Annotated in this window: 19 protein-coding genes; 15 read left to right on the forward strand and 4 right to left on the reverse strand. The window is 64.6% G+C overall.

The features are described 5' to 3' along the window. Positions 1-7 precede the first annotated feature (7 nt). From QD356_RS11740 to QD356_RS11760, 5 genes are all read left to right on the forward strand, one after another. A complete protein-coding gene (locus tag QD356_RS11740; protein ID WP_192838536.1) occupies positions 8-625 on the forward strand; it encodes a TetR/AcrR family transcriptional regulator in 618 nt (205 codons plus the stop codon). Positions 626-903: 278 nt separating this feature from the next. Beyond that, a complete protein-coding gene (locus QD356_RS11745) occupies positions 904-2,574 on the forward strand; it encodes an AMP-binding protein (RefSeq protein ID WP_192838535.1) in 1,671 nt (556 codons plus the stop codon). Positions 2,575-2,727: 153 nt separating this feature from the next. After that, entirely contained in the window at positions 2,728-3,492 is a 765-nt protein-coding gene (locus tag QD356_RS11750) for an SDR family NAD(P)-dependent oxidoreductase (RefSeq protein ID WP_043333973.1), read from the forward strand. Positions 3,493-3,960: 468 nt separating this feature from the next. Next, positions 3,961-5,772, forward strand: coding sequence for an acyl-CoA dehydrogenase C-terminal domain-containing protein (locus QD356_RS11755; RefSeq protein WP_192838534.1), 1,812 nt, complete (start codon positions 3,961-3,963; stop codon positions 5,770-5,772). 401 nt (positions 5,773-6,173) lie between these two features. After that, positions 6,174-7,394 carry an AI-2E family transporter gene (locus QD356_RS11760; RefSeq protein ID WP_225347551.1) on the forward strand — a complete coding sequence of 407 codons (1,221 nt, stop codon included), beginning with the start codon at positions 6,174-6,176 and terminating at the stop codon, positions 7,392-7,394. 134 nt (positions 7,395-7,528) lie between these two features. On the opposite strand, the gene trxA is transcribed toward QD356_RS11760, so the two are convergent. After that, on the reverse strand, positions 7,529-7,852 hold the full coding sequence (gene trxA, locus QD356_RS11765; RefSeq protein WP_043333971.1) for a thioredoxin: 324 nt from the start codon (positions 7,850-7,852) through the stop codon (positions 7,529-7,531). Positions 7,853-8,102: 250 nt separating this feature from the next. Then, positions 8,103-8,879 (reverse strand): sulfite exporter TauE/SafE family protein, encoded by a 777-nt coding sequence (locus QD356_RS11770; protein WP_192838533.1) that lies wholly within the window; start codon positions 8,877-8,879, stop codon positions 8,103-8,105. 176 nt (positions 8,880-9,055) lie between these two features. On the opposite strand from QD356_RS11770, the gene cysB reads away from it, so the two are divergent. Continuing rightward, positions 9,056-10,027 (forward strand): HTH-type transcriptional regulator CysB, encoded by a 972-nt coding sequence (gene cysB, locus QD356_RS11775; RefSeq protein ID WP_043333969.1) that lies wholly within the window; start codon positions 9,056-9,058, stop codon positions 10,025-10,027. 164 nt (positions 10,028-10,191) lie between these two features. On the opposite strand, the gene QD356_RS11780 is transcribed toward cysB, so the two are convergent. Together QD356_RS11780 and pabB are read right to left on the reverse strand one after the other, a co-directional pair. After that, positions 10,192-10,818, reverse strand: coding sequence for a phosphoadenosine phosphosulfate reductase family protein (locus tag QD356_RS11780; protein WP_054555396.1), 627 nt, complete (start codon positions 10,816-10,818; stop codon positions 10,192-10,194). 215 nt (positions 10,819-11,033) lie between these two features. Next, complete coding sequence (gene pabB, locus QD356_RS11785) at positions 11,034-12,485, reverse strand: aminodeoxychorismate synthase component I (RefSeq protein ID WP_192838532.1); 1,452 nt, start codon at positions 12,483-12,485, stop codon at positions 11,034-11,036. 243 nt (positions 12,486-12,728) lie between these two features. Between pabB and QD356_RS11790 the strand changes: the two genes are divergently transcribed. The 9 genes from QD356_RS11790 (at position 12,729) to QD356_RS11830 (ending at position 25,704) form a co-directional block, all read left to right on the forward strand. Beyond that, positions 12,729-13,601, forward strand: a complete 873-nt coding sequence (locus QD356_RS11790) for an alpha/beta hydrolase (RefSeq protein ID WP_192838531.1) — start codon at positions 12,729-12,731, stop codon at positions 13,599-13,601. Positions 13,602-13,971: 370 nt separating this feature from the next. Next, complete coding sequence (locus QD356_RS11795; RefSeq protein ID WP_107335487.1) at positions 13,972-14,751, forward strand: GntR family transcriptional regulator; 780 nt, start codon at positions 13,972-13,974, stop codon at positions 14,749-14,751. 73 nt (positions 14,752-14,824) lie between these two features. Beyond that, complete coding sequence (gene prpB, locus QD356_RS11800; protein WP_043333964.1) at positions 14,825-15,736, forward strand: methylisocitrate lyase; 912 nt, start codon at positions 14,825-14,827, stop codon at positions 15,734-15,736. Between the two features lie 182 nt (positions 15,737-15,918). Beyond that, entirely contained in the window at positions 15,919-17,061 is a 1,143-nt protein-coding gene (gene prpC, locus QD356_RS11805; protein ID WP_192838530.1) for a 2-methylcitrate synthase, read from the forward strand. A gap of 67 nt (positions 17,062-17,128) precedes the next feature. Then, the gene (acnD, locus tag QD356_RS11810) at positions 17,129-19,831 is read left to right on the forward strand and encodes a Fe/S-dependent 2-methylisocitrate dehydratase AcnD (protein WP_192838706.1); all 2,703 of its coding nucleotides are present in this window, start codon (positions 17,129-17,131) and stop codon (positions 19,829-19,831) included. Further along, positions 19,828-21,090, forward strand: a complete 1,263-nt coding sequence (gene prpF, locus QD356_RS11815; RefSeq protein ID WP_279877889.1) for a 2-methylaconitate cis-trans isomerase PrpF — start codon at positions 19,828-19,830, stop codon at positions 21,088-21,090. The genes acnD and prpF overlap by 4 nt, the downstream gene beginning before the upstream one ends. Before the next feature lie 205 nt (positions 21,091-21,295). Next, complete coding sequence (locus QD356_RS11820; RefSeq protein ID WP_192838528.1) at positions 21,296-22,948, forward strand: bifunctional 2-methylcitrate dehydratase/aconitate hydratase; 1,653 nt, start codon at positions 21,296-21,298, stop codon at positions 22,946-22,948. A gap of 187 nt (positions 22,949-23,135) precedes the next feature. After that, complete coding sequence (locus tag QD356_RS11825; protein WP_054555402.1) at positions 23,136-23,729, forward strand: LemA family protein; 594 nt, start codon at positions 23,136-23,138, stop codon at positions 23,727-23,729. Between the two features lie 70 nt (positions 23,730-23,799). Further along, positions 23,800-25,704, forward strand: coding sequence for a M48 family metallopeptidase (locus tag QD356_RS11830; protein WP_192838527.1), 1,905 nt, complete (start codon positions 23,800-23,802; stop codon positions 25,702-25,704). The last annotated feature ends 476 nt before the right edge of the window (positions 25,705-26,180 follow it).

The raw sequence follows: 26,180 nt of genomic DNA on the forward strand, positions 1-26,180 counted from the left end.
TTATACGATGAATGTAGCCACCGCCTCACCCCGTCGCAAGGAGCTGGTCCGTATCGCTGCCCGCCTGTTCGTCGAGGAGGGTTTCGATCGCACCACCGTCCGCATGCTGGCCCAGGAAATGGGCATCAAGTCCGGCAGTCTCTTCCATCACTTCGCCGACAAGCAGGAAATTCTGTGCGCCGTGATCGAAGAGGGCATGTTCAGTGCGCTGGCCATCGCCCGTGAGCATCTGGCGCGCTGCGAGCCGTACCAGGCAAGCGAAGTGACCGCCTCGGCGGCATCGCAGCAACAGGCGCGAGAGCGACTGCAGGCCTTGGCGCGTGCACATCTGGACACGCTGCTCACCGATCGCAACGCCCATGTGGTCGCGCTCTATGAGTGGCGGCGGCTGGAAGGTCCGGCGCGCGAGCATCTCGTCCAGCTGCGCGATGACTACGAGGACCTCTGGCGTGACGCCATCGCCTCCGCCGTGGCCGCAGGGCTGCTCAAGGGCGATGCCGCGCTGCTGCGCCAGTTCATGCTCGGCGCGCTCAACTGGACGGTACGCTGGTATCGCCCCGAGGGAGAGCGCTCCCCCGATGAGCTGGCCGAGGCGCTGGTCGACAGCCTGTGTCGTCTGCCCTGAGCCAGCGTCTGCTACACAGCGTGCGTTACACGCCGTCCGTTACACGGCGTCTGCTACACGGCGTCTGCAACTTTTGGCCAGTCGAGCGTCACAATGCTTGCCGCCCGACAGGCTTGTCGCTAACTTGACGTTTACGTTAACTGTAGATGGCTGGCGCCCAGTCATCTCACATCGCCCCGGAGCACCACTCAGGAGCCAGTCACGCCATGACGCCAAGCGATACAACAACAAACCGCACGTCACGCGCCGCCTCTGCTGCATCTGCGAATTCACACGCCATGCAACCCTCCGCCAGCCAGACGCTGAGCGATTATCTGGCCGCCTTCGATATCCAGGCACTGCGCGATGAACTGTTCACCACGCCGCTCGACACCGACGGCGAAGGCGAGCTCGGCAATGCCTATGAGGCGTGTGTCGGGCGTCATCTGCGCGCCGGGCAGGGCGAACGTATCGCGCTGGTCCACGAAGACGAACAGGGCCGGGTGCGTGAGCTGAGTTACGCACAGCTCGATGAGCAGAGCGCGCGGATGGCGGCTGCCTTGAAGGCACAGGGCGTGATGGCGGGGCAGCGGGTCGCCTGCATGCTGTCGCGCACGCCGGAGCTGATGATCGCGCTGGCCGCGACCTGGCGGCTGGGCGCCGTCTATCAGCCGCTGTTCACCGCCTTTGGCACCGATGCGCTCGACTATCGCCTGTCGCGCGCCGAGACGCAGATCGTGATCACCGAGACGAGCCAGCGCAGCAAGTTCACTGAGCTTGCCCGCCATCCCGTGATCATCTGCGTGCGCGGTGAGGGAGATGCGCTGGAGGCGGGCGATCTCGACTGGCAGACATTGATGCAGAGCGAGCCACTGACCGAGCCGCCGGTGTGGCTTCCGGCGGAGGCGCCCTTCCTGCAGATGTTCACCTCCGGCACGGTCGGCAAGCCCAAGGGCGTGGCGGTGGCGCTGAATGCGCTGCCTGCCTTCTGGCTCTATCAACGCCTGGCGGTGGACCTGCGCCCCGGCGAGCGCTTCTGGAACATGGCCGACCCCGGCTGGGCCTACGGCCTCTACTACGCCATCACCGGCCCGCTGTTGCTGGGTGCCACCACCTACTTCATGCAGGCGCCGTTCAGTGCAGAAGGCGGGCTGGCGTTCATGGAACGTCATCGCATCGACAACTTCGCGGCCGCGCCCACGGCCTATCGCATGCTCAAGGCCTCCGGGCTCGGTGAAGGCGCCTTCGAGCGCCTGAACCTGCGGGTCGCAAGCTCCGCCGGTGAACCCCTCAACACCGAGGTGGTGGGTTGGGTCGCGCGGGAGCTGGGCTGTGCGGTGATGGACCATTACGGCCAGACCGAGACCGGCATGACCTGCTGCAATCATCACGCGCTGGCCCATGAGGTCGTGGTCGGCAGTGTCGGCTTCCCGCTGCCTGGCTATCGACTGGCCGTGCTCGACGCCGAGTATCGTGAGCTGCCGCCGGGCGAGCCGGGTGTGCTGGCGGTGGATATCGCCCGCTCGCCCGCACACTTCTTCGCCGGCTACACCTGGCAGGAGAAACAGCCCTGCGTCGAGGGCTATTACCTGACTGGAGACGTGGTGGTGGCAGAGCCCGATGGCCGCTTCACCTTCGCCGGGCGTGACGACGACATCATCACCACCGCGGGCTATCGCGTCGGCCCGGCGGATGTCGAGAACGCTGTGCTGGTGCATCCGGCGGTGGCGGAATCAGCGGCGGTCGGCAAGCCGGATGCGCTGCGTGGCGAGATCATCAAGGCCTATGTGGTGCTGCGCGATGGCCATGTCGGCAGTGACGAGCTGGCGGAGGAAATTCGCGCCAGCGTGCGTCAGCGACTCTCGGCGCACAGCTATCCCCGCGAGATCGACTTCGTCGACAGCCTGCCCAAGACGCCGTCGGGCAAGATCCAGCGTTTCCTGCTGCGAGCACAGGCGCGCGAGAGCTGAACACCGAGCCATACACGTGGCTTTGGCATGGCCGGCTATCCGACGGGGCTTGTCTGTTACCACGCGCCTGTTACCACGCGCCTGTCACCACAGGCCTGTCACCACAGGTCTGTCATCACCTTCCTTGTCACCACCTTTCGGGAGACTCGCTTCATGAAGATCGCCGACCACTGCTTTCTGATCACCGGCGCAGCATCCGGCCTCGGGGCCGCCACGGCCTCACGTATCGTCGCGGCCGGCGGCCAGGTGGTGCTGGCGGACCTTGCCGAGGCCGCACGTGAACAGGCCGATTCACTGGGGGAGGCGGCACGCTTCTGTCATTGCGATATCACCGACAGCGCCAGTGTCGAGGCTGCGCTGGATGTCGCGGAGCAGACCTTCGGTGCCATCCACGGGGTGATCCACTGCGCCGGCGTGGTGAGCGTCGCCAAGCTGGTGGATCGTGACGGCGAGCCTGCTCCGCTGGAGGGCTTCGAGAAGACGCTGGCGATCAATCTGAGCGGCACCTTCAACGTGGCGCGCCTGACGGCGGCACGCATGGCGCGCAATGCTGCCGAGGGCGAGGACGGCGAGCGGGGCATCATTCTCAATACCGCCTCGGTCGCGGCCTTCGACGGCCAGGTGGGGCAGTGTGCCTATAGCGCCTCCAAGGCCGGGGTCGCCGGCATGACGCTGCCGATGGCGCGTGAGCTGGCACGCCATGGCATTCGCGTGATGGCGATTGCGCCCGGCGTGTTCGAGACACCGATGATGGCCGGCATCCCGGAGCCGGCCCGCGAAGCGCTGTGCGAGGCGGTGCCGTTTCCCAAGCGTCTGGGCAAGCCCGATGAGTTCGCGCGTCTGGCCGAGCACATCATCACCAACAGCATGCTCAACGGGGAGGTGATCCGCCTCGATGGCAGCATTCGCATGGCCTGAGGCTGGCGGGTAAGACCTTTATCGTCTGGATCGGGCTCTCTGGATCGGCGCTCTGGATCGGCTCTGGGGAGAGAGCACGGTACACAAGGAATCTTGCAGGACAGGTTATCTCTGGGGGAGATATTGCTCGACCGCGGCTGCGGTCGGGCTTTTTTGTGTCTGTTTTTAGTGTGTGTCTTTTTGTGCCTGCCGTGCGCGCGGCGCGGCCTGGAGGCAGGGCTTGCCACTGATGAGACAGGGCTTGCCACCAATGTCGCAGGCCAGAAATCAAACGACCGCTTGACGGTATGGCGAAGGAGGCGTTAATTTCAAACACATGTTTGATAGTGTTGCGTCAGACCTGTTCGCCGCCAGCGACTCGCTTCTTCATTGCCCGAGTGAGTGCTGCGCCGCCTGACAAGCGTCCTGTCGCCACCTGTCGTTGTTCAGGTCAGCGCCGCCGCGTCGCGACGGCTCAAGGAGTAAAGCATGCCGGACTATCAGGCGCCGTTGCGCGACATCCGCTTCGTGATGAATGAGCTGCTCGACTATCCCGCGCACTATGCCAGCCTGCCGGGTGGCGATGAGGCCAGCGACGATATCGTGACCGCCATCCTCGAGGAGGGCGCACGCTTCGCGCACGAGGTGCTGACGCCGCTGAACCAGTCGGGCGACCGCGAGGGCTGTACCTTCGAGGGCGGCGAGGTCAAGGCGCCGAGCGGCTTCAAGGCTGCCTACCAGCAGTATGTCGAGGGCGGCTGGCCGAGTCTGGCTGCCTCACCGGAGCATGGCGGTCAGGGCCTGCCGCCGTCACTGGCGATGGTGCTCTCGGAAATGGTCGCCTCCGCCAACCTGTCATGGGGCATGTATCCGGGCCTCTCACATGGCGCGATGAATGCACTCGAGCATCACGGCAGCGAGGTGCTCAAGCAGACCTACCTGACCAAGCTGGTCGAAGGTAGCTGGACCGGCACCATGTGCCTGACCGAACCGCATTGCGGCACGGACCTGGGGCTGATCAAGACCCGCGCCGTGCCGCTGGATGACAGCGATGGCAGCAAGGGCTACCGCATCAGCGGCACCAAGATCTTCATCTCGGCCGGTGAGCACGATCTGTCCGAGAACATCGTGCACCTGGTGCTGGCCAAGCTGCCGGATGCTCCGGAAGGCTCGCGTGGCATCTCGCTGTTCGTGGTACCCAAGTTCCTGCCCGACGCCAATGGCGAGGCCGGTGAGCGCAACGGCGTCAGCTGTGGCTCCATCGAGCACAAGATGGGCATTCACGGCAACGCGACCTGCGTGATGAACTTCGATTCCGCTACAGGCTATCTGGTCGGCCCGCCGCACAAGGGACTGGCCTGCATGTTCACCATGATGAATGCCGCGCGTCTCGGCGTGGGGATCCAGGGCGTGGCGCTGGCCGAGGCCAGCTTCCAGAATGCGCTGAGCTATGCGCGTGACCGTCTGCAGATGCGTGCCCTGTCCGGTGCCAAGGCGCCGGAGAAGGCCGCCGACCCGATCATCGTGCATCCGGACGTGCGCCGCATGCTGCTGACCCAGAAGGCCATCGCCGAGGGCGGGCGCATGCTGGTGATGTACGCCGCCCAGTTCAATGACATCGTCGAGAATGCTCCGGACAGCGAAGACAAGGCGCGTGCCGATACCTTGCTCGGCCTGTTGACGCCCATCGTCAAGGCCTTCCTGACCGAGACCGGCTTCGAGGCGACCAATCACGGCGTGCAGGTCTATGGCGGCCACGGCTTCATTCAGGAATGGGGCATGGAGCAGTTCGTGCGCGATGCACGCATCACCCTGCTCTATGAAGGCACCACCGGTATCCAGGCGCTGGACCTGCTGGGCCGCAAGATCCTGATGAGCCAGGGCGAATCGCTCAAGGTCTTCACCAAGGAGATCCACAAGTTCTGTCAGGCCAGCGAAGGCAGCGAGTTTGCCAATCCGCTCGCCGAGCTCAACCGCGAATGGGGCGAGCTGACCATGGCGGTGGGCATGGGCGCGATGCAGGACCGCGAAGCGGTCGGCGCGGCCAGTGTCGACTACCTGATGTATGCCGGCTACGTCACGCTGGGCTACCTGTGGGCGCGGGCCGGTGAGACGGCCAGGGCCGCGCTGGCGGCCGGCGAAGGGGACGCTGCCTTCTATCAGGCCAAGCTGGATACCGCGCGCTTCTACTTCCAGCGCATCCTGCCGCGTACGCAAGGCCATGCCGCGATGATTCGCGCCGGTGGCGAGACGCTGATGGCGCCGACGGTGGAAGGCTTCGGCAGCGGCTTCGAGATCTGATGACGGTTTCAAGCCTGACAGCAGTTTCAAGCATGACAGCAGTTTCAAGACTCAGCAGTTCGATGTATCGGCAACAGTCGTGTCTTATGCCTCCAGTCAGTGCGCTCTGACTCGGTACCCTTGGGGAGACTTCGGTCTCCCCATTTTTTTGTGCGTCTTGAGGGAGGCGCGGATTTTCCCCGACACGAGCAATCAATCCCGTTTCAGTCTTGGCTTGTGACAGGCATGCGCCCAAGATAGGCGCATCGAAGGCTGTCCCGAGGAAGCCGCGGGGCAGCGACGCGCATGTACTGATGGCAAGTACTGATGGCAAGCACTGACAGGATAGGTGGCGCAGGATGCACGCGAACGATACGCCTGAGGAAAGATCGCGACACGAGGAAGTGCCGCCCGAGGCGCAGATGGCTGATGCGCAAGCGCCTGACGATAGCGTTGGCGAGCCACGCAGTGTCAGTGAGGGCACTTCCATCGAGGAGGCCGTGACACGCATGCAGGTACCACGCGACGAGCGTCAGCAGGAGGCGCTCGAACGCTCCGGACGTTCTCGTCACGCGCCCAACGTGCGCCGCGCGCTGGAGATTCACCCCTTGCTGGTCGGCATGGCCGCAGTGGTCATCATCATCGGCGGCCTCAAGCTGGCGGCGGACCTGGTGGTGCCGCTGCTGTTGGCGGTGTTCGTCGCTGCGGTCTGCGATGCGCCGGTGCGCTGGCTGGCCCGTCACGGCATCGGGCAACGCTTCGGAGTGCCGATCGTCATCCTGACGGTCTGCGTGCTGTTCTCGTCGCTGACGGCGCTGCTGGTCTCGCGCTTCACCCTGTTCAGCGATGAGATGCCCAAGCTTGAGGAGAGCCTGCGCGAACAGTATCAGAGCATGCTGGAATGGCTGGCGGACAGCGGCGTATCCATCGCGCCGGCCCGTTTCAGCGAGCTGGTCGATCCGGCCTCATTGACCCAGTGGGTGCCGAACCTGCTGACCGGACTTGGGGGGCTTCTGTCCTCAAGCGTCATCATCGTGCTGACGGCCACCTTCCTGCTCTATGAGGCATTGTCACTGCGCGACAAGCTGGTCAGCACGCTGCGCAGCCCGCATGTCAGTCTGCGCCGCTTCACGCTGTTCTCGCTGACGCTGCGCCGCTATCTGGCGGTCAAGACCTTGATCAGCCTCGTGACCGGGGGGCTGGTCGCGATCAGCTGTCTGGTGCTCGATGTGGAGTTCGCCTTCCTGTGGGCCACGCTGGCCTTCTGCCTCAACTACATTCCCAACATCGGCTCGGCGCTGGCCGCGGTGCCTGCGGTGTTGCTGACGCTGGTGATGCCGGAGGGTGGCGCGGTCAAGGCGCTGATGCTGGGCGGCTGTTATCTGGCGATCAACTTCATTCTCGGCAACTTGATCGAGCCGCGCGTGATGGGGCGCACCCTGGGGCTGTCGACGCTGGCCGCCTTCCTGTCGCTGGTGGTGTGGGGCTGGGTGTTCGGGCCGGTGGGCATGCTGTTGTCGGTGCCGATCACCATGACGCTCAAGATCGCCTTCGACTCGCACCCGGGCACGCGCTGGGCGGCGCGTCTGCTGGGCCCCTCCGTGCGCCGGATTCGCCGTCGTCGACGCATGGCGGAGGAATGACCCGCGAGCCAGCTCTGCGTGGATGACCCGCTGCCTGAATGCCAAAGGCCCCGTCACGCTGTGCGTGACGGGGCCTTTGGTTATCGAATCAGTGCTCGGTGACTGGCGGGGCAGTCACCTGTCAGCAAGTCGAATCAGAGGTTCTGCTCGATGAACTGGCTCAGCTGACCCTTGGACTGGGCACCGACCAGAGAGGCGACCTTGGCGCCGGACTTGAACAGGATCACGGTCGGCACGCCACGCACGCCTTGCTCGGCGGCGATTTCCGGCGCGTCATCGACATTGACGTTGACGATCTTCAGGCCTTCGCCTTTCTCGTTGGCGACTTCTTCGACGACCGGCGCCATCATCTTGCACGGACCACACCACGGGGCCCAGAACTTCAGCAGGACCGGGGCTTCAGCGTTGAGAACTTCCTGTTCGAAGTTGGCGCCGGTGACATCGACGTGATTGGACATCTTGTTTCTCCAGGGGATTCGTTTCGCTGTCTGCGGCATTGCCGGACATGCAGGCTGCGTCCGATGGTAGCGCCACTTTGCATCACTGACAAATGGGCATTGTCCATCGGCTCAATAGCACGGGGTTATGATCGCTAGTGTTTTTATAGCTGTTTTATTGGTTTGAGGGAATAGCAACGGGGCAGGCAATGTGGATTGCCTGCCCCGACTTTGGTATTGCCTGTGCGAAGGATCCCGCAGCAAGGAGGGCTCAGAAGAAGGCGTAACGGATGCCCAGCCCCAGCAGCAGTGTCGTCAGCAGGCCCTGCAGCAGGCCGCTGGGCATGTGGCGTGTCAGGCGTGCGCCCAGGCTGATGGCGGGCAGTGAGCCGACCAGCAACGCGCCGAGCAACAGGAAGTCGACATTGCCCAGCCACAGGTGGCCCAGCCCCGCGACCAGCGTCAACGGTACGGCGTGAGCGATATCGGTGCCGACGATGCGCGCGGTGCTCAACAGCGGGAACAGCATGATCAGCACGGCAGCACCGAAGGCGCCGGCACCCACGGAGGACAGGGTGACGCATACGCCGAGCACGATGCCTGACAGCACGGTCAGCGGTACCGCGTGGCGTACGATGAAGCTTTCCGGGCTGATCAGCCCCAGCAGACGCTTCTTGAACAGCAGCACGCCGGCGGTGAGGATCAACATCACGCCCAGCATACCCTTGATCAGGCCCGCGTAGGCGGTGGGGTCAGTGAAGAAGGTATGCAGGACCGCAATCGTCAACAGCGCCGCCGGCAGCGAGCCGATGGCCAGGCGTCGGGCGATGGTCCAGTCCACATGGCCTTGGCGATGGTGCGCGAAGGCACCGCCTGCCTTGGTAATGGAGGCATAGAGCAGGTCGGTGCCCACGGCGATGTGCGGCGGGAAGCCGAACATCAACAATAGGGGCGTCATCAGCGAGCCGCCGCCCACGCCAGTGACACCGACCGCGAAACCCACTCCGGCGCCTGCCAGCACGTATAGCAGCAGTTGTGTGACTTCCATCCCTACCTACCCCCTTGTCAGGTTACTGTCGCCAATCTACTCTTGAGCGTATATTCCCGAAAGGAATCATTATTCATGATTTTATCGCCCGATCATCTTAGCAAGGTGACCGGCCATGTCCGGGCCACTGTCACGCCGCGTCGCGTCGATGGTGCTTCTCAGGAGAGTGAAGCCGCATGAAACTCCAGCAGTTGCGTTATATCTGGGAAGTCACCCGCCACAACCTGAACGTGTCCGCCACCGCGCAAAGTCTGTATACCTCCCAGCCGGGCATTTCCAAGCAGATTCGCCTGTTGGAAGATGAGCTTGGCGTCGAAATTTTCGCACGCAGTGGCAAGCACCTGACGCGGGTGACCCCGGCCGGCGAGTCCATCGTCGAGCTGGCAAGCCAGGTGCTGCGCACGGTGGAGAACATCAAGCACGTCGCCCAGGAGCACAGTGACGACCGTCGCGGCAGCCTGTCGATCGCCACCACGCACACCCAGGCGCGTTATGCCTTGCCGCCGGTGATCGCCGATTTCACGCGCAAGTACCCGGATGTCGCGCTGCACATGCAGCAGGGCACGCCGAAGCAGATCGCCAACATGGTCAGTGAAGGTCAGGCCGATTTCGCCATCTGCACCGAGTCGCTGGAGCTGTTCAACGACCTCATCCTGCTGCCGTGCTATCGCTGGAATCGCTGCGTGCTGGTGCCCAAGGATCATCCGCTGGCCAATGGCGAGGAACTGACCCTCGAGTCGCTGGCCAGTTATGCGCTGGTCACCTATACCTACGGCTTCACCGGGCGCAGTCAGCTGGACGATGCCTTCAAGTCCCACGGCCTGGCGCCCAACGTGGTGCTGACCGCCTCGGACGCCGATGTCATCAAGACCTATGTGCGTCTCGGCATGGGCATCGGCATCGTCGCGCACATGGCGGTGGACGAGGTGGCCGATGAGGACCTGGTCGCACTGGACGCCACGCATCTGTTCGAGAGCTCCACGACCAAGATCGGCATCCGTCGCGGCACCTTCATGCGCAGCTACATGTTCGAATTCGTCGAGCGCTTCGCGCCGCACCTGACGCGCGAGCGTGTCGAAGCGGCGCTGGCCGCCGGCCCGCGCCACGAGCACGAGATCTTCCACGACATCGAGCTGCCGGTGCGCTGAGTCCCAGTGGACTGAGTGTCGGTGGACTGAGTGTCGGTGGACAGTCCCGGTGAACTGAGTGCCGCTCGCCTGATCTGCCACAGCGCAGATGAAAAAGCCCGCCTCCTGAGAGGCGGGCTTTTTGCTGGCTGGGCGGCTCGAGCGCACAGCGTCAACCACAGGGCTCAGTGTGCCAGGTGCAGGCCACACTCGCGGTTGTCTTCCGCCTTGGTCGGGTCGACGTAGTCGAACTCGTTGGGCAGGTCGTGGGCGACCAGATACTCGTGCATCTGCTTGGATGACCAGTTGAGCACCGGGGCGACCTTGATCAGGCCATCGCCGTTCAGCGAGACCGGCTGCATGCCGGCACGGAAGGCGGTGTCACTGGCGCGCACGGCGGTGAACCACATCTCGGGGTTCAGTTCGCGCAGCGCACGCTCGAAGGGTTCGAGCTTCACTTCACGGGTGAAGGCTTCGTGGCGCGGGTCATCGATATGCGGCGTAAGGCCATCGACGGCTTCACGGTGGGCACGCGTGCGCTGCGGCAGATAGATGATGCGGTTCAGGTTCAGCTTGCGCGTCACCTCATCGGCGAAGCGATAGGTGGCATCGGTGTTGTAGCCGTTGTCCATCCACACGATCGGGATGTCAGGGCGGAAGCGCGTCACCATGTGCAGGATCACCGCCTCGAAGGGACGGAAGTTGGTGGTGCAGATGGCGTGCTTGTCCAGCGACAGAGCCCAGCGGGTCAGGGCTTCCGGGTCGTTGCCGAATTCGGCATTGATGCGGGCGAGATCGAAGGTATCGGACATGAGGAGTCTCCAGAACGAGGGCACGTCCGATGGAGCGGGGCGCAGGGCTGATCAATGGCCAGCAAAGACCATCAGCAGAGGCGGGTAGCGCTCAAGGAGACGTGCGGGAATGCGCCTACCCTATCAAAGGCAGGCACTGCTTCCCCAATACGAATTCGTTCGAACGTTATATGCCATCGAGTTATGGCGCTCATGACGCCTTATAACGCCGCCTGTCAGCCAAGCGCTTCCATGAGCCGCTGGATCTTGGCCAGGCTCTCGCGATATTCGGCCTCTTCCTCGGAATCGGCGACCAGGCCGCCGCCGCCCCACAGATGCACCTGGCCCTCGGCGATCACCGCCGTGCGGATCGCGATGGAGGTATCCATGTGACCGCGGATATCCAGATAGCCGAGGCTGCCGCAATAGGCGCTGCGGCGCACCGGCTCCAGCTCCTCGATGATCTGCATGGCGCGGATCTTGGGCGCGCCGGTGATGGAGCCGCCGGGGAAGGCGGCGCCGAGCAGATCCAGCGCATCGCGCCCTTCATCCAGGGTGCTGGTGATGGTACTGACGGAATGGTGCACGTTGGCGTAGCTCTCCAGCGCGCACAGTGAGGGCACCTTGACGCTGCCGGGCGCGGAGACGCGACCCAGGTCATTGCGCAGCAGGTCGACGATCATCACGTTCTCGGCGCGGTCCTTGGGGCTTCCCAGCAGCTCGGCGGCAAGCCGGGCGTCCTCTTCCGGCGTCGCGCCACGTGCGCGGGTGCCCTTGATCGGCTTGGTCTCGACCGCGCGATGATTGACCTCGACGAAGCGCTCCGGCGAGACGGAGACGATCGCCATCTCCTCGCCCTTGGCGTCCTGCCAGCTCAGGTAGCCGGCGTAGGGTGTCGGCGTGGCCTGACGCAGGCGCAGGTAGGCATCCCAGCTGTCGCCACTGCAGTCGGCGGAGAAGCGCTGTGTCAGGTTGATCTGATAGCAGTCACCGGCGTGCAGATACTCCATCACCTGACGGAAGCGTTCGCCGTAGTCCGCGCGGTCCAGCAGTGGCGCGAAGGGAGTGTCGAGGGCGAAGTCGGCGCTGCTCGGCGCCGGTTGCTCCAGCCACTCAAGCACCTGCCTGCGCCGTTGGGGCGAGGCGATCAGCCAGCTCTGCTGGCGCTGATGGTCACTGATCAATGCCCAGTCATAGAGACCCAGACGCGCCCAGGGCAGCGCGATATCGTCCTCGGTCGTGGCGGGCAAGTCTTCCAGCGCGCGCCCGAAGTCGTAGCTCCAGTAGCCCAGCAGGCCGGCGATGAACGGCAGGTCCTCGGCGCTCAGGTCATGCCGGGCGAGCTCTTCGCCTGCCAGCGTCTGCGGCAGCAGGGTCAGCAGTTGGCGCTGGGCCTCGATCACCGGCAGGCGGGCGAGGCGCTCCAGCGCTTCACTGAACTGGCTCAGGTCACGCATCGACTCCGGCAGCGGGCCAGTGAGCTTGCCGCCGTGTGGGCCTTGCTCCAGCACGGCCAGCGGGTCGCTGCTGATGATGTCGAAGCGGCCACCGGCCAGCGACGGCTGGCCGCTGTCGAGCAGCACGGCGTCGGGTCGTGAGCGCAGGCGTGCGAAGCGCGACAGCGTGGAGGCTTCATCCTCGGCGGCGAGGGCGTAGGGCAGGGCGTTGATTTCGAGCGAGATGGTCATGACAGCTTCCGTTGGCGGACAGGGCATTCTAGGCATCCGAAGGCGTTTTGTCCGCCCATGCGTGCGGATTCCGGTGAGGGGCTGGCCTTGTTGGCTTGCCGTTCTCTCGTGCGCTGATTAAGGTGCCTGCCTCTGAACGCCCTGCGCCGTCATCGATGACTGCCATGACGCGCGTGCTGACGTTCGCCCAGCCCTCTTGCCCAGTCTCTTGCCCAGCCCCTGGCACCCCACCGGAGCCCCTGCATGCATCCCGAGTTCGAACATGGCCAACATCTGCTGTCACGTCCCGATCAGAACATCTTCTGGCAGCGTCTCAAGCGGCATGACGCCCAGGGCGGGCGTCGACTGCTGATGCTGCACGGCGCGGGTGTGGCCGGCACGCTGACCTGGGCACCGCTGGTCGGGCATCTCACGGCCCATGATGAGCTGATCATCCCGGACCTGCGTGGCATGGGGCAGACGCTGGCGCCGCAGGGTGGCGAGCCTCCTTTCACTCTCGAGCAGGTGGTCGAGGATGTGATGGCGTTGATCGAGACGCAGCGCATCACGCATTTCGACCTGATCGGCTACAGCTTCGGCGGGCTGGTCGCCATGCGTCTCGTCCAGCGTCTGCGCGCCGAGCGCCCGGAGGTGAAGGTCGGCGACATCAGTCTGCTGGAGCCGGCGCTGCTGGAGCGCGAATGCCACGCCACCATGCTCAAGGTGCGTGACGGCTACGCCGAGGCGGCGCGCGCCATGCGCGAAGCCTCGAGCCCCGAGGCGGGCATCACCGCCTTCCTCGACCTCATCTCGCCGCATCGTACGCGCAACCCGCGCGCCGAGCGCATGATGGTGGCGCGACTGGCGCATCGCCATCTGGGCTTCGCCAATGCGCTGGACTGTGTCACGCATGCCGTGCGCGAGATCGACCGTGAGGCACTGCTGGCCGACGTGCTGGCCTCAGGCAGCGAGGTGCGCAGCCTGGTCGGCGGCAAGAGCCCGCAGACCCTGCGCGACTATCACAGCCTGCTGGCCGAGCGTCATGCGGGCTGGCAGTCGCTGGAAATCCCCGGCACCGATCACTCGCTGCCTTTCCAGAAACCCCGCCGCATCGGCGCGGAGCTCAGCTTCGTATAAAACGCGTGATTGTCGACAAGCCGACCGATGAACGGTCTGGCATTGAGACTCAAGTCGCCCCGTCAGCCTGTGCTGGCGGGGCGTCTTTCGTCTCGGCCGCTACCGGCTGGAGTGCCTCTGTCCTGTCGGTGTGTGAAGACTGGCATGGCGGCGTCTCAGGCGGTTCGGCCTTGTTCTGGCAGCCTTTTGTCCAGCGCATGCCAGCTCTCTTACGCCAAAGGTGTAGAGGATTTGGCGGATTGCATCTTGACCCACTCAGGCTCGCTGGCTAGTCTGGCAGTCATTGAATGATTGTCGACAATGGTGTTGAGAGTCCCTCATCGCCATTGTCCTGTCTCAGCCCCTTGTCCAGCCGGATTGCCTGACCGCCATGACCACCGATGCCTTTCACAATGCCACCACCGCTCGAAGCCTCGCGCGCGGCGCCACTGCCGAGCAGGCAGGCCACACCGCCTCCGCCAGTGCTCCGGCGCCTGAGGTGCGCACCCTGGCCGAGCGCGTCTTCCACCAGCTGCAGGACGCCATCGTGCGTGGCGAGCTGGCACCGGGCAGCAAGATCACCGAGCCGGGGCTGGCGCAGGCCTATGGCATCTCGCGCGGCCCGCTGCGTGAGGCGATGCGTCGTCTCGAGGTCCATCGCCTGATCGAGCGCGTGCCCCACGTCGGCGCGCGGGTGGTCAAGCTCTCGATGACCGAGCTGCTGGAGCTGTTCGACGTGCGTGAGGCGCTGGAGAGCATGGCTGCACGTCTGGCGGCGCGGCACATGACGCAGGAGGAGGTCACGCGGCTGCGCAGCGTGCTCAAGACCCACGAGCAGCAGTCGGACCTCAAGACCGGCACCGCCTACTTCCAGAAGGAAGGCGATCTCGACTTCCACTACCAGATCGTCCTCGGCAGCCATAACCACATGCTGATGACGATTCTCTGCGACGACCTCTACTACCTGGTGCGCATGTATCGCACCCAGTTCAGCGCCAGTGGCTCGCGTCCGCAGAAGGCCTTCGTCGAGCACCACCGTATCGTCGATGCCATCGAGGCCGGCGACGAGGAGCTGGCGGAGCTGCTGATGCGCCGCCACGTCAGCGCCTCGCGGGAGAACGTCGCCCGCCGCTATGCCGCCACGCTCAAGGAAGAGCAGGGCGAGGAGTGAACTGCCACACCGCTTGCGACCGGATCACCACCAACAATTCCAACCCTGTCATGGGCCCAGCCCGGGAGATGTCATGTCACGCCATCTGAGTTCCACCGCCTTGCCAAGCCCCGGCGCCCGCTTCCGCGCGGCGCTGGAAGCCAATCGTCCGCTGCCCATCGTCGGCACCATCAATGCCTATACCGCCATCATGGCCGAGCGTGTCGGGCATCAGGCGATCTACCTGTCCGGTGGCGGCGTGGCCAACGCCTCCTACGGCCTGCCGGACCTGGGCATGACCAGCATGAATGACGTGCTGGAAGATGCGCGCCGCATCACCGCCGCCAGCGAGCTGCCGCTGCTGGTGGACATCGACACCGGCTGGGGCGGCGCCTTCAACATCGCACGCACCATTCAGGAGATGGAGCGCGCCGGTGTGGCGGCCGTGCACCTGGAAGACCAGGTCGCCCAGAAACGCTGCGGACATCGCCCCAACAAGGCCATCGTCTCCAGTCAGGAGATGGTCGACCGCATCAAGGCGGCCGCCGATGCCCGCCGTGATGACGACTTCTATCTGATCGCGCGTACCGATGCCTTCCAGAAGGAAGGGCTCGAGGCCGCCGTGGCGCGTGCCAATGCCTGTGTCGAGGCCGGAGCGGACGCCATCTTCGCCGAGGCGGTGCATACCCTCGAGGACTACCGCGCCTTCTGCGAGGGCGTCGACGCGCCGATTCTGGCCAACATCACCGAATTCGGCGCCACGCCGCTGTTCAATCAGCGCGAGCTGGGCGATGTCGGCTGCCGGATGGTGCTCTATCCGCTGTCCGCCTTCCGCGCCATGAACGCCGCCGCCCTCAAGGTCTACCAGAACATCCACGACAAGGGTGACCAGAAGGACGTGGTCGACGACATGCAGACCCGCATGGAGCTCTACGACTTCCTCGATTACCACACCTTCGAGCAGAAGCTGGACACCCTGTTCGAGGCCGAAAGCCGCAAGGATTGATGCCAGACGCTCGAGACGGGCGCCATGTCTCGTATCAGGAGGCCACTGGCTTCTCGGGCCGGCACTTCCGGCCCGACCGTTTCTCCCTCGCTGGCAAACGCCTGGCCGGCGAGGGGCTTGACGCTTTATGCCCTACAAGAAAAAGAACAACTCAATGACGTCACTGCCAAGGAGATCGCGCCATGTCAGATACCACCGCTACCCCGAGCCCTAGTGCCTCCAGCGGCCTGCGCGGCCAGAGTGCCGGCGAGACCGCCCTGTGCACCGTCGGCCAGACCGGCTCCGGCCTGCGCTATCGCGGCTACGATCTGGAGGATCTCGCCGCCCACGCAAGCTTTGAAGAAGTCGCCTATCTGCTTCTCAAGGGCAAGCTGCCCAATCGCGAAGAACTGGATGCCTACATCGCGCGCCTCAAGGGCCTGCGTGGCCTGCCGGATGCCCTGAAGGCGGTACTGGAGCAGATTCCGGCCAGCGCTCACCCGATGGACGTGATGCGCACCGGTTGCTCAATGCTCGGCAATCTGGAAACCGAAGAGAGCTTCGATGAGCAGTCCGACCAGGCCGACCGCATGCTGGCCGTGTTCCCGTCGATCATCAATTACTGGTATCGCTTCAGCCATGATGGCGTGCGCATCGACACCGAGACCGATGACGACTCCATCGGCGCGCACTTCCTGCACCTTTTGCACGGCGAGGCCCCCAGCGATCTGCATGCCGCGGTGATGAATACCTCGCTGATCCTCTATGCCGAGCACGAGTTCAATGCCTCGACCTTCACCGCGCGTGTCTGCGCCTCGACGCTCTCCGACCTGCATTCCTGTGTGACCGGGGCCATCGGCTCGCTGCGCGGACCGCTGCATGGCGGTGCCAACGAGGCGGCGATGGCGATGATCGAGCACTGGCGCTCACCGGAGGAAGCCGAGCGCGAGATTCTCGGCATGCTGGAGCGCCGCGAGAAGATCATGGGCTTCGGCCACGCCATCTACCGTGAACGTGACCCGCGCAACGCCATCATCAAGGAATGGTCACGCAAGCTGTCCGAGGATGTGGGCGACACTCAGCTCTACGCCGTCTCCGAGCGCGTCGAAGCCGTGATGTGGCGCGAGAAGAAGCTGTTCTGCAATGCCGACTTCTTCCACGCCAGCGCCTATCACTTCATGGGCATTCCCACCAAGTTGTTCACGCCGATCTTCGTCTGTTCACGCCTGACCGGCTGGGCGGCGCATGTCTTCGAGCAGCGCGCCAACAATCGCATCATCCGCCCGAGCGCCGATTACACCGGCCCGGAGCATTGCGACTGGCTGCCCATCGAGCAGCGCGACTGACCCTTTCCTCGGCCAGTCAGCGTGCTGGCCGATCGTTTTCTTGACCGCCTGATGAGTCCGGATGCCCATGAATACCGAGTATCGCAAACCCCTGCCTGGCACGGCGTCACCGGGTACCCCGGTCGACTACTTCGATGCGCGTGCCGCCGTGGAAGACATCGCCCCCGGCGCCTACGCCGGTCTGCCCTATACCTCACGCGTACTGGCCGAGAACCTGGTGCGTCGCTGCCCGGCGGATCAGTTGCGTGACAGCCTCGTGCAATTGATCGAGCGTCGGCGTGATCTCGATTTCCCCTGGTACCCCGCGCGCGTCGTGTGCCATGACATCCTCGGTCAGACCGCGCTGGTCGACCTGGCCGGTCTGCGCGATGCCATTGCCGAGCGCGGCGGAGACCCGGCCAAGGTCAATCCGGTGGTGCCGACCCAGTTGATCGTCGACCACTCGCTGGCGGTGGAGCACGCCGGCTTCGACAAGGACGCCTTCGCCAAGAACCGCGCCATCGAGGAGCGGCGCAACGAGGACCGCTTCCACTTCATCGACTGGACGCGTCAGGCCTTCGAGAACATCGACGTGATTCCGCCGGGCAACGGCATCATGCACCAGATCAATCTGGAGCGGATGTCGCCGGTGATCGAGTCGCGCGCCGATGAGAAGGGCCATCAGGTCGCCTTCCCGGATACCCTGGTGGGCACCGACAGTCACACGCCACATGTCGATGCGCTGGGCGTGATCGCCGTCGGCGTCGGTGGGCTCGAGGCCGAGAGCGTGATGCTGGGGCGTGCCTCCTACATGCGTCTGCCGGACATCATCGGCGTGCGCCTCACCGGGCGTCCGCAGCCGGGCATCACCGCCACCGACATCGTGCTGGCGCTGACCGAATTCCTGCGCGCCGAGAAGGTCGTCTCCTCCTATCTGGAATTCTTCGGCGAAGGCGCGGCCAGCCTCACCCTGGGCGATCGCGCCACCATCTCCAACATGACGCCGGAGTACGGCGCCACGGCGGCGATGTTCTACATCGACCAGCAGACTCTGGACTACCTGACGCTGACCGGCCGCGAGCCGGAGAACATCGCGCTGGTCGAGCGCTACGCGCGTGAGACTGGGCTTTGGGCCGACGAGAGCGGCCATATCGAAGGCGCGGTGGAATATGAGCGCGAGCTGACCTTCGACCTGTCCTCGGTGGTGCGCACCCTGGCGGGCCCCTCCAATCCGCACAGTCGTGTGCCGACCAGTGAACTGGCCGCGCGTGGCATCTCCGGGGTGATCGAGCATGAGCAGGACGAGGACGGGCGCGACCTGATGCCGGATGGCGCGGTGATCATCGCCGCCATCACCAGCTGCACCAACACCTCGAATCCGCGCAATGTCATCGCCGCCGGCCTGCTGGCCAGACGCGCCAATGCGCTGGGACTGACGCGCAAGCCGTGGGTCAAGACCTCGCTGGCGCCGGGCTCCAAGGCCGTGCAGCTGTATCTGGAAGAGGCGGAACTGCTGCCGGAACTCGAGCAGCTCGGCTTCGGTATCGTCGGCTTCGCCTGTACCACCTGCAATGGCATGAGCGGTGCGCTGGACCCGGCGATCCAGCAGGAAATCGTCGAGCGTGATCTCTATTCCACCGCGGTGCTGTCCGGCAACCGCAACTTCGATGGTCGTATCCACCCCTACGCCAAGCAGGCCTTCCTGGCCTCGCCGCCGCTGGTGGTCGCCTACGCCATCGCCGGCACCATCCGCTTCGACATCGAGAAGGACGTTCTCGGGCATGCGCCGGACGGCTCGCCGATCATGCTCAAGGACCTGTGGCCGAGTGACGAGGAGATCGACGCCATCGTCGGCTCCAGCGTCAAGCCGGACCACTTCCGTCAGGTCTACATCCCGATGTTCGAGGCCCGTCAGGATCGCGACGACACGACCAGTCCGCTCTACGACTGGCGCGAGATGAGCACCTACATCCGTCGTCCGCCGTACTGGGAAGGCGGCCTGGCCAGCGCACCGACGCTCAAGGGCATGCGGGCACTGGCGGTGCTGGGGGACAACATCACCACCGATCACCTGTCGCCCTCCAATGCCATCATGGCCAGCAGTGCGGCGGGCGAGTATCTGGCCGCGATGGGCCTGCCGGAGGAGGACTTCAATTCCTACGCCACTCACCGCGGCGATCATCTCACCGCGCAGCGGGCCACCTTCGCCAATCCCAAGCTGATCAACGAGATGGCCGTGGTGGAAGGGGCGGACGGCAAGCGCGAGGTCAAGCAGGGCTCGCTCACGCGCCTGGAGCCGGAAGGCAAGGTGGTACGCATGTGGGAGGCCATCGAGGCCTACATGCAGCGCAAGCAGCCGTTGATCATCATCGCGGGCGCGGATTACGGCCAGGGCTCATCGCGTGACTGGGCGGCCAAGGGCGTGCGGCTGGCGGGCGTCGAGGCCATCGTCGCGGAAGGTTTCGAGCGTATCCACCGCACCAATCTGGTCGGCATGGGCGTGATGCCGCTGCAGTTCGCCGCCGGTACCACGCGCAAGACGCTGGCGCTGGATGGCAGCGAGATCTACGCCGTCGAGGGCGAGCCGGCGCCGGGGGCAGAGCTCACGCTGGTGATCGAGCGCACCGCCGGTGACAAGGCAGGCCAGCTCGAGCGCGTGCCGGTCACCTGCCGTCTCGATACCCGTGAGGAAGTCTCCATCTACTCGGCGGGTGGCGTGCTGCAGCGCTTCGCCGAAGACTTCCTGAACTCGCAGGCGCCGGGCGAGACGGCGGCGGAGGTGACGGCATGAGCCAGCAGGCACAGCTCAGGATTCTCGCCACCTATCTGCGTGGCGGCACCAGCAAGGGCGTGTTCTTCCTGCGTGATGAGCTGCCGGAAGCGGCGCAGGTGCCGGGTCCGGCGCGTGATGCCCTGCTGCTGCGCGTGATCGGCAGCCCCGACCCCTACGCCAAGCAGATCGACGGCATGGGGGGCGCGACCTCCAGCACCAGCAAGACGGTGATCATCAGTCGCAGCGAACAGCCGGACCACGACGTCGACTATCTGTTCGGCCAGGTCTCCATCGACTCGCCCTTCGTCGATTGGAGCGGCAACTGCGGCAATCTCTCGGCGGCGGTGGGACCCTTCGCCATCGAGAAGGGCCTGGTGCCGGCCGAGCGACTGCCGCGTGATGGCATCGCCGAGGTGCGTATCTGGCAGGCCAACATCGCCAAGACCATCATCGCGCGGGTGCCGATGTGCGAGGGGCGCGTCCAGGAAAGCGGTGACTTCGCCCTGGATGGCGTGACCTTCCCGGCTGCCGAAGTGGCGGTCGCCTTCCGCGCCCCCGCCGCTGGCGAGGGCAGCATGTTCCCCACCGGCAATGTGGTCGATACGCTGGAAGTGCCGGAATCGGTGGTCGCGGGCGGACGAATCCAGGCGACCCTGATCAATGCCGGCATCCCGACCATCTTCGTCGCTGCCCATGATCTCGGCTATCAGGGCACCGAACTGCAGGAGGCGATCAACGCGGATGGCGAGGCCCTCGCGCGCCTCGAGACATTGCGCGCCCACGGCGCGCTGCGCATGGGACTGATCCAGGAGCTGGGCGAGGCCGCCAGACGTCAGCACACCCCCAAGGTCGCCTTCGTGGCGCCGCCGGTGGATCACGTCGTCTCCAGTGGTCGCGAGATCAAGGCCGACGAGATCGACGTGCTGATTCGCGCCGTATCGATGGGCAAGCTGCACCACGCCATGATGGGCACCGCGGCCGTCGCCATCGCCGCGGCCGCCGCGGTACCCGGCACGCTGGTCAATCTTGCCGCCGCTGGCGGGGCCGAGGCCGAATCTGGGCAGGCTGGCAGCGCGCGTGACTCGGTGTGCTTCGGACATCCCTCCGGCACGCTCAGGGTCGGTGCGAGTGCCCATCGTCAGTCACCCTCGGGCCAGGTCGGTGACGGCCAGCAAGGCGAGGGCGAGTGGACCGTCAGTGAAGCCGTGATGAGTCGCAGCGCGCGTATCCTGATGGAAGGCTGGGTGCGGGTGCCGGCGGAGACCTTGATGCGCTAGCGCCGGTATTGGCAGGCGATGGTCTATTGTCATGTTCGACAGCCAAGGCCCTCACCTGCGGCACCCCGATGAAAGCCGGCCTGGCACGCATGTGCAGAGGGCCGGCTTTCGCGTTTCTGTGGTGCGGACTCGGGTATTTCGGGGGACGTGCCGGTATCGCGGGAGATGCATGCGAGCAAAGACGATCCACGACAGGAGATCACACATGAGCACGCCATCCTCTGATCAGACGGGCGACAGCCGTCTCAGCGCCACTCAAGCCAGTACAAGTCAGGCCAGTACCAATAAGGCCAGCGCCAATCAGCGCCCGGACTATGACCCGGAGCTGCAGCAGATCGCCGACTATGTGCTGGGGTATTGCGACGATCCTCGTATCGCGAATGTGAATGCGGATACGGATACGGATACGGATGCGGATGCGGATGCGGATGGCCTGGCCGGCAAGAGCGAGCGCTCAGGTCCCTCGACAGAGGCGATGGACACCGCTCGCCTGTGTCTGATGGATACCCTCGGCTGCGGCATCCTGGCGCTGCGCTTCCCGGAATGCACCAAGCATCTCGGCCCGCTGGTGGCCGAGACCGTGGTGCCGCATGGTGCACGGGTGCCCGGCACCGCCTTCAGTCTCGATCCCGTCAAGGCGGCGTGGGATATCGGCTGCACCATCCGCTGGCTGGATTACAACGACACCTGGCTGGCGGCGGAGTGGGGGCATCCCTCGGACAATCTCGGCGGCATTCTGGCGGTGGCGGATCACCTCTCGCGCCAGCGTGTCGCGCTGGGCAAGCCGCCCCTGGTGATGCGCGATGTGCTGGAGAGCATGGTGATGGCCCACGAGATCCAGGGCGTGCTGGCGCTGGACAACAGCTTCAATCGCGTCGGGCTCGACCATGTCATGCTGGTCAAGGTCGCGACCACCGCCGTGACGGCGCGCTTGATGGGGGGAAATCGCGAGCAGTTGCTGTCGGCGCTGTCGCACGCCTTCGTCGATGGCCAGAGTCTGCGCACCTATCGTCATGCGCCCAATGCGGGCTCGCGCAAGAGCTGGGCGGCGGGGGACGCCACTTCACGCGGCGTGCGGCTGGCGGATATCGCCCTGCGTGGCGAGATGGGCATCCCTAGCGCTCTCAGTGCGCCGCAGTGGGGCTTCAATGATGTCTCCTTCAGTCACAGCAACAGCGATCTCGCCCTCAAGCCCGAAGACGAGCGACGTCTGACACTGGCGCGCCCTCTGGGCAGCTACGTGATGGAGAACGTGCTCTTCAAGGTCTCCTTCCCGGCCGAATTCCATGCCCAGACCGCCGCCGAGGCGGCCATCCAGCTCCATTCTGAGGTGCGCGACCGGCTCGAGGAGATCGAGCGCATCGAGATCACCACCCACGAATCGGCGATCCGCATCATCTCCAAGCAGGGTGCGCTCGCCAATGCGGCGGACCGCGATCACTGCCTGCAATACATGGTCGCGGTGCCGCTGATCTTCGGCGAGTTGAACGCGGACCACTATGAAGATGGCTTCCATGCCGCTCACCCGGAGATCGACCGGCTGCGTGACAGAATGGTCGTCACGGAAGAGGCGCGCTTCACCCGCGAGTATCTGGAAGCCGACAAGCGCTCGATTGCCAATGCCCTGCGGGTGGTCTTTTGCGATGGCAGTGCCACTGAGCAGGTGACGGTGGAATACCCGCTGGGACATCGTCGGCGGCGTGAAGAGTCGCTCGTTCCGCTCGAGGACAAGTGTCGGGCCAATCTGGCCACCTGCTTCCCGCCTTCGCGGTGCGACACCTTGATGGCGTTGCTGGGTGATCGCGAGCGATTCGAAGCACTGCCGGTGCACGAGTTCATGGCGCATTGGGTGCCGTGAGGTTGCCGGCCGCATGATGCCCCGTTGGCAATCAGTCATCCAATTGACTGGTGCCGTCATCCGGTATGGGTAAACTGGAAGCGGATTGCACAGGAAGATCGACAGGGACGCTTGCAAAGACTCGCCGGAGAGCGGGACAACGCCTGCCGGGCCTTCATTGCAAAGGCATCATCACAAGGGACTCATCATGAAAACATTTCTGCTGCTGGGCGCCATCGCGCTGATCGTCATCTACGTGATCTCGATCTACAACAAGCTGGTCAGCCTCAAGGCGCGCTTCGAGAATGCCTTCGCGCAGATAGAGGTACAGCTCAAGCGGCGCTATGACCTGATTCCCAATCTGGTCGAGACGGCCAAGGGCTATCTGAGCCATGAACGTGGCACCCTGGAAGAAGTGATCAATGCCCGCAACAAGGCGATGGCCGCCTTGAATGCCGCAGCGGCGCATCCCGGCAGCATGGACAAGCTGGCCAGTCTGGCCGGTGCCGAGCAGGGGCTGGCGGCGAGTCTGGGCAAGCTGGATGTGGTGGTCGAGGCCTATCCGGAGCTCAAGGCGGACCAGACCATGAGCGACCTGATGGAAGAGCTCACCGCCACCGAGAACCGCGTCGCCTTCGCGCGTCAGGCCTACAACGATGCCGTCACCGACTACAACGTCTATCGCCAGAGCTTCCCGCAGGTGGTGTTCGCGCCGACCTTCGGTCATCGCAGTGATGCAGGCCTGCTGGCCTTCGATGACAGCGTGAAGATTCGCCAGGCCCCGGATGTCAGCTTCTCGTGAGTCGGCCGGCTGATGCTTCTCTCGCAGCGGCCTTGCGCTGTGATCCTGACTGGGTAGATGGCGAGCGCGAATGAATTTCTATCATGAGCAGGACAGTGCGCGGCGTCGTACGCGGCTATTGCTGCTGGCCTTCACGGTCATGTCGCTGGTGGTGTCTCTTGCCGCCGGCGCCGTGGTGCATGTCGCGATCAGCAGTTTCCTGGGGCGTCCGGCCGCCACGACGTTTGAATATGTCTGGCCAGTGGCGAGCGTCATCTTCCTTTGCAATGCACTGGTCGCGGCGCGTGAGCTGCGGCGTCTGCAGCAGGGCGGTGCGGTCGTGGCCGCACGCCTGGGGGGCAAGCTGGTGGATGTCGAGACCCAGGACTCGAATGAGCGGCGGGCACTGAATGTCGTGGAAGAGATGGCGATCGCCGCCAATCTGCCCACGCCGCAGCTGTTCCTGCTGCCGCATGAGGCGATGATCAATGCCTTCGCGGCGGGCTATCGGCCCCATGATGCGGTGATCGCGCTGAGTCGCGGGGCGTTGGAGCAGCTGGATCGCAACGAGCTGCAGGGTGTGGTCGCTCACGAGTTCGCCCATATCGCCAATGGCGATATTCGCCTCAACCTGCGTCTGGCGAGTGCGGTCCACGGCCTGGTGTTTCTCTCCGAGGCGGGGCGCTTCCTGATGGGCGCGGGGCGCATCGGCTTCGTGTTGGGCCGGGCGCGCTCCTCCGGTTCCGACAGGAAAGGCGGCATGCCACAGCTGATGCTGGTCGGTGTGGCGCTGTGGTTGCTCGGCAGTCTCGGCGGGTTGGGCGGCAGGCTCTTGCAACGTGGGGTCGCGCGCTCACGCGAATATCTCGCCGATGCCAGTGCGGTGCGCCTGACGCGCTTTCCGGATGGCATCGCCTCGGCCCTCAAGCGTATCGGTGGCATGGGCTGGCAGGGGCGTATCCAGCATCCGCGCGCCATGACCTACAACCACCTCTTCTTCGTCGAAGCGCGTCCGCCATGGCTGACGGGCTGGTTCGACTCGCATCCGCCGCTGGATGAACGCATCAAGCGCCTGGAGCCCCGTTGGGACAGGCAATATCTGAGCGCGCGCCAGCAACCGGTGCATACCTTCGAGCAGCAGGGGCCCATCGGGGCAGAAGTGCTTGGCGGGGTCATGGCGGGTATCGCCGGCGCGGCCGTCGTGGGCGAGCTGTCGCGTTCCCGGGGTGAACTCGAGAACCTGACGCTGTCGCGCTTTCTCTGCCCGCAGCTGGTGGTGGCGATGATCGCGCCCTCGGAGCTCACCCGGCGTGGGGTCTGGCTCACCGAGCTTGAGCGTCAACATGACTGGCTGGATGGCAAGCGCGTGCGCGAGGCGCGGCGCAAGCTCGAGACCTTGCCGCGGGTCGAGTGGATCCCCTTGCTCAACCGGTTGATACCGCGCTGGCGGGAAGCGGATGAGCGCGCGCATCGCATGCTCAAGGCGCAGACACCTCCGCAGGACATGTTCATCTGGTATCTGTGGCAGTTGCTGCTGGAGTCACTGGACCCGCGGATCGATCGCAAGAGTGACTCGCTGGCCCTGCAGCAATGCCAGCCGGCCTGTCAGCATTGGCTCATGCTGATGGTCGGACTCATCGACGATGAAACGCTGCGCGAGGACATCTTCCTGGACGCCAGTGCGGAACTTGGCCTGGCGCTTGCGTACCCACAGTCGCAGCCGGATGGGGATAACCCTGCGCTGCGCTGCCGTCATCTCACGCAGCTGGCTCACCTGCGCCCGATGGACAAGCAGCGCTGGTTCACGGCGCTTGCCCAGGTGGTGCATGCCGACCAGACGCTGGCCGATGAAGAGGTGGCCCTGCTGACACTGCTGGCTCGCGTCATGCAGCTGCCGGAGGCGCGCCTGGAAGCGGCGCTTGAGACACAGTCGCATTCGCGTGGTGGCTGGCAGGCGCGCCCGGTATCTCGGCCCGCGGACGGCAAGGCGGTCTGAGTATTGATCAGGCGAGTGGCTGTTTTCTGCGTCAAAGCCCTTGCCATCAAAACGATTCCTGCGTAAAGTACGCATCCGCTGCCGGGGACGCATGGCGTTACCAGCGGTGAAAGAGGTTTGCAGGCGATTGTTTTGCTTGATGTTTTTGAAGTCCGCTTCGAATTCATCGATTGACAATCCCGGGCGATTCGCTAGAATACGCCGCACTCCTTACGGAACAGGTGATCGAGTAACGCTCCTCACCGCTTGATGATGCTTAGAGGCAGTCGACTGACTCATCATCAAGTGCTTGACTTCTCAAGCGTTCCGGGTAGAATATGCCTCCTCGCTTCACAGCGACGCTCTTTAAAAATTTGATCAGGTAATTCGTGTGAGCGCTTGCCGATGAGTGGTGACAAGGTCACCAAATATCGGAGCAAGCCTCTCACGAGAAGTTTGACTCTGAACCAAGTTTGGTCTGCTTAACAGACTATCAA

Source organism: Cobetia sp. 2AS (assembly GCF_029846355.1).
GTDB lineage: Bacteria > Pseudomonadota > Gammaproteobacteria > Pseudomonadales > Halomonadaceae > Cobetia > Cobetia amphilecti.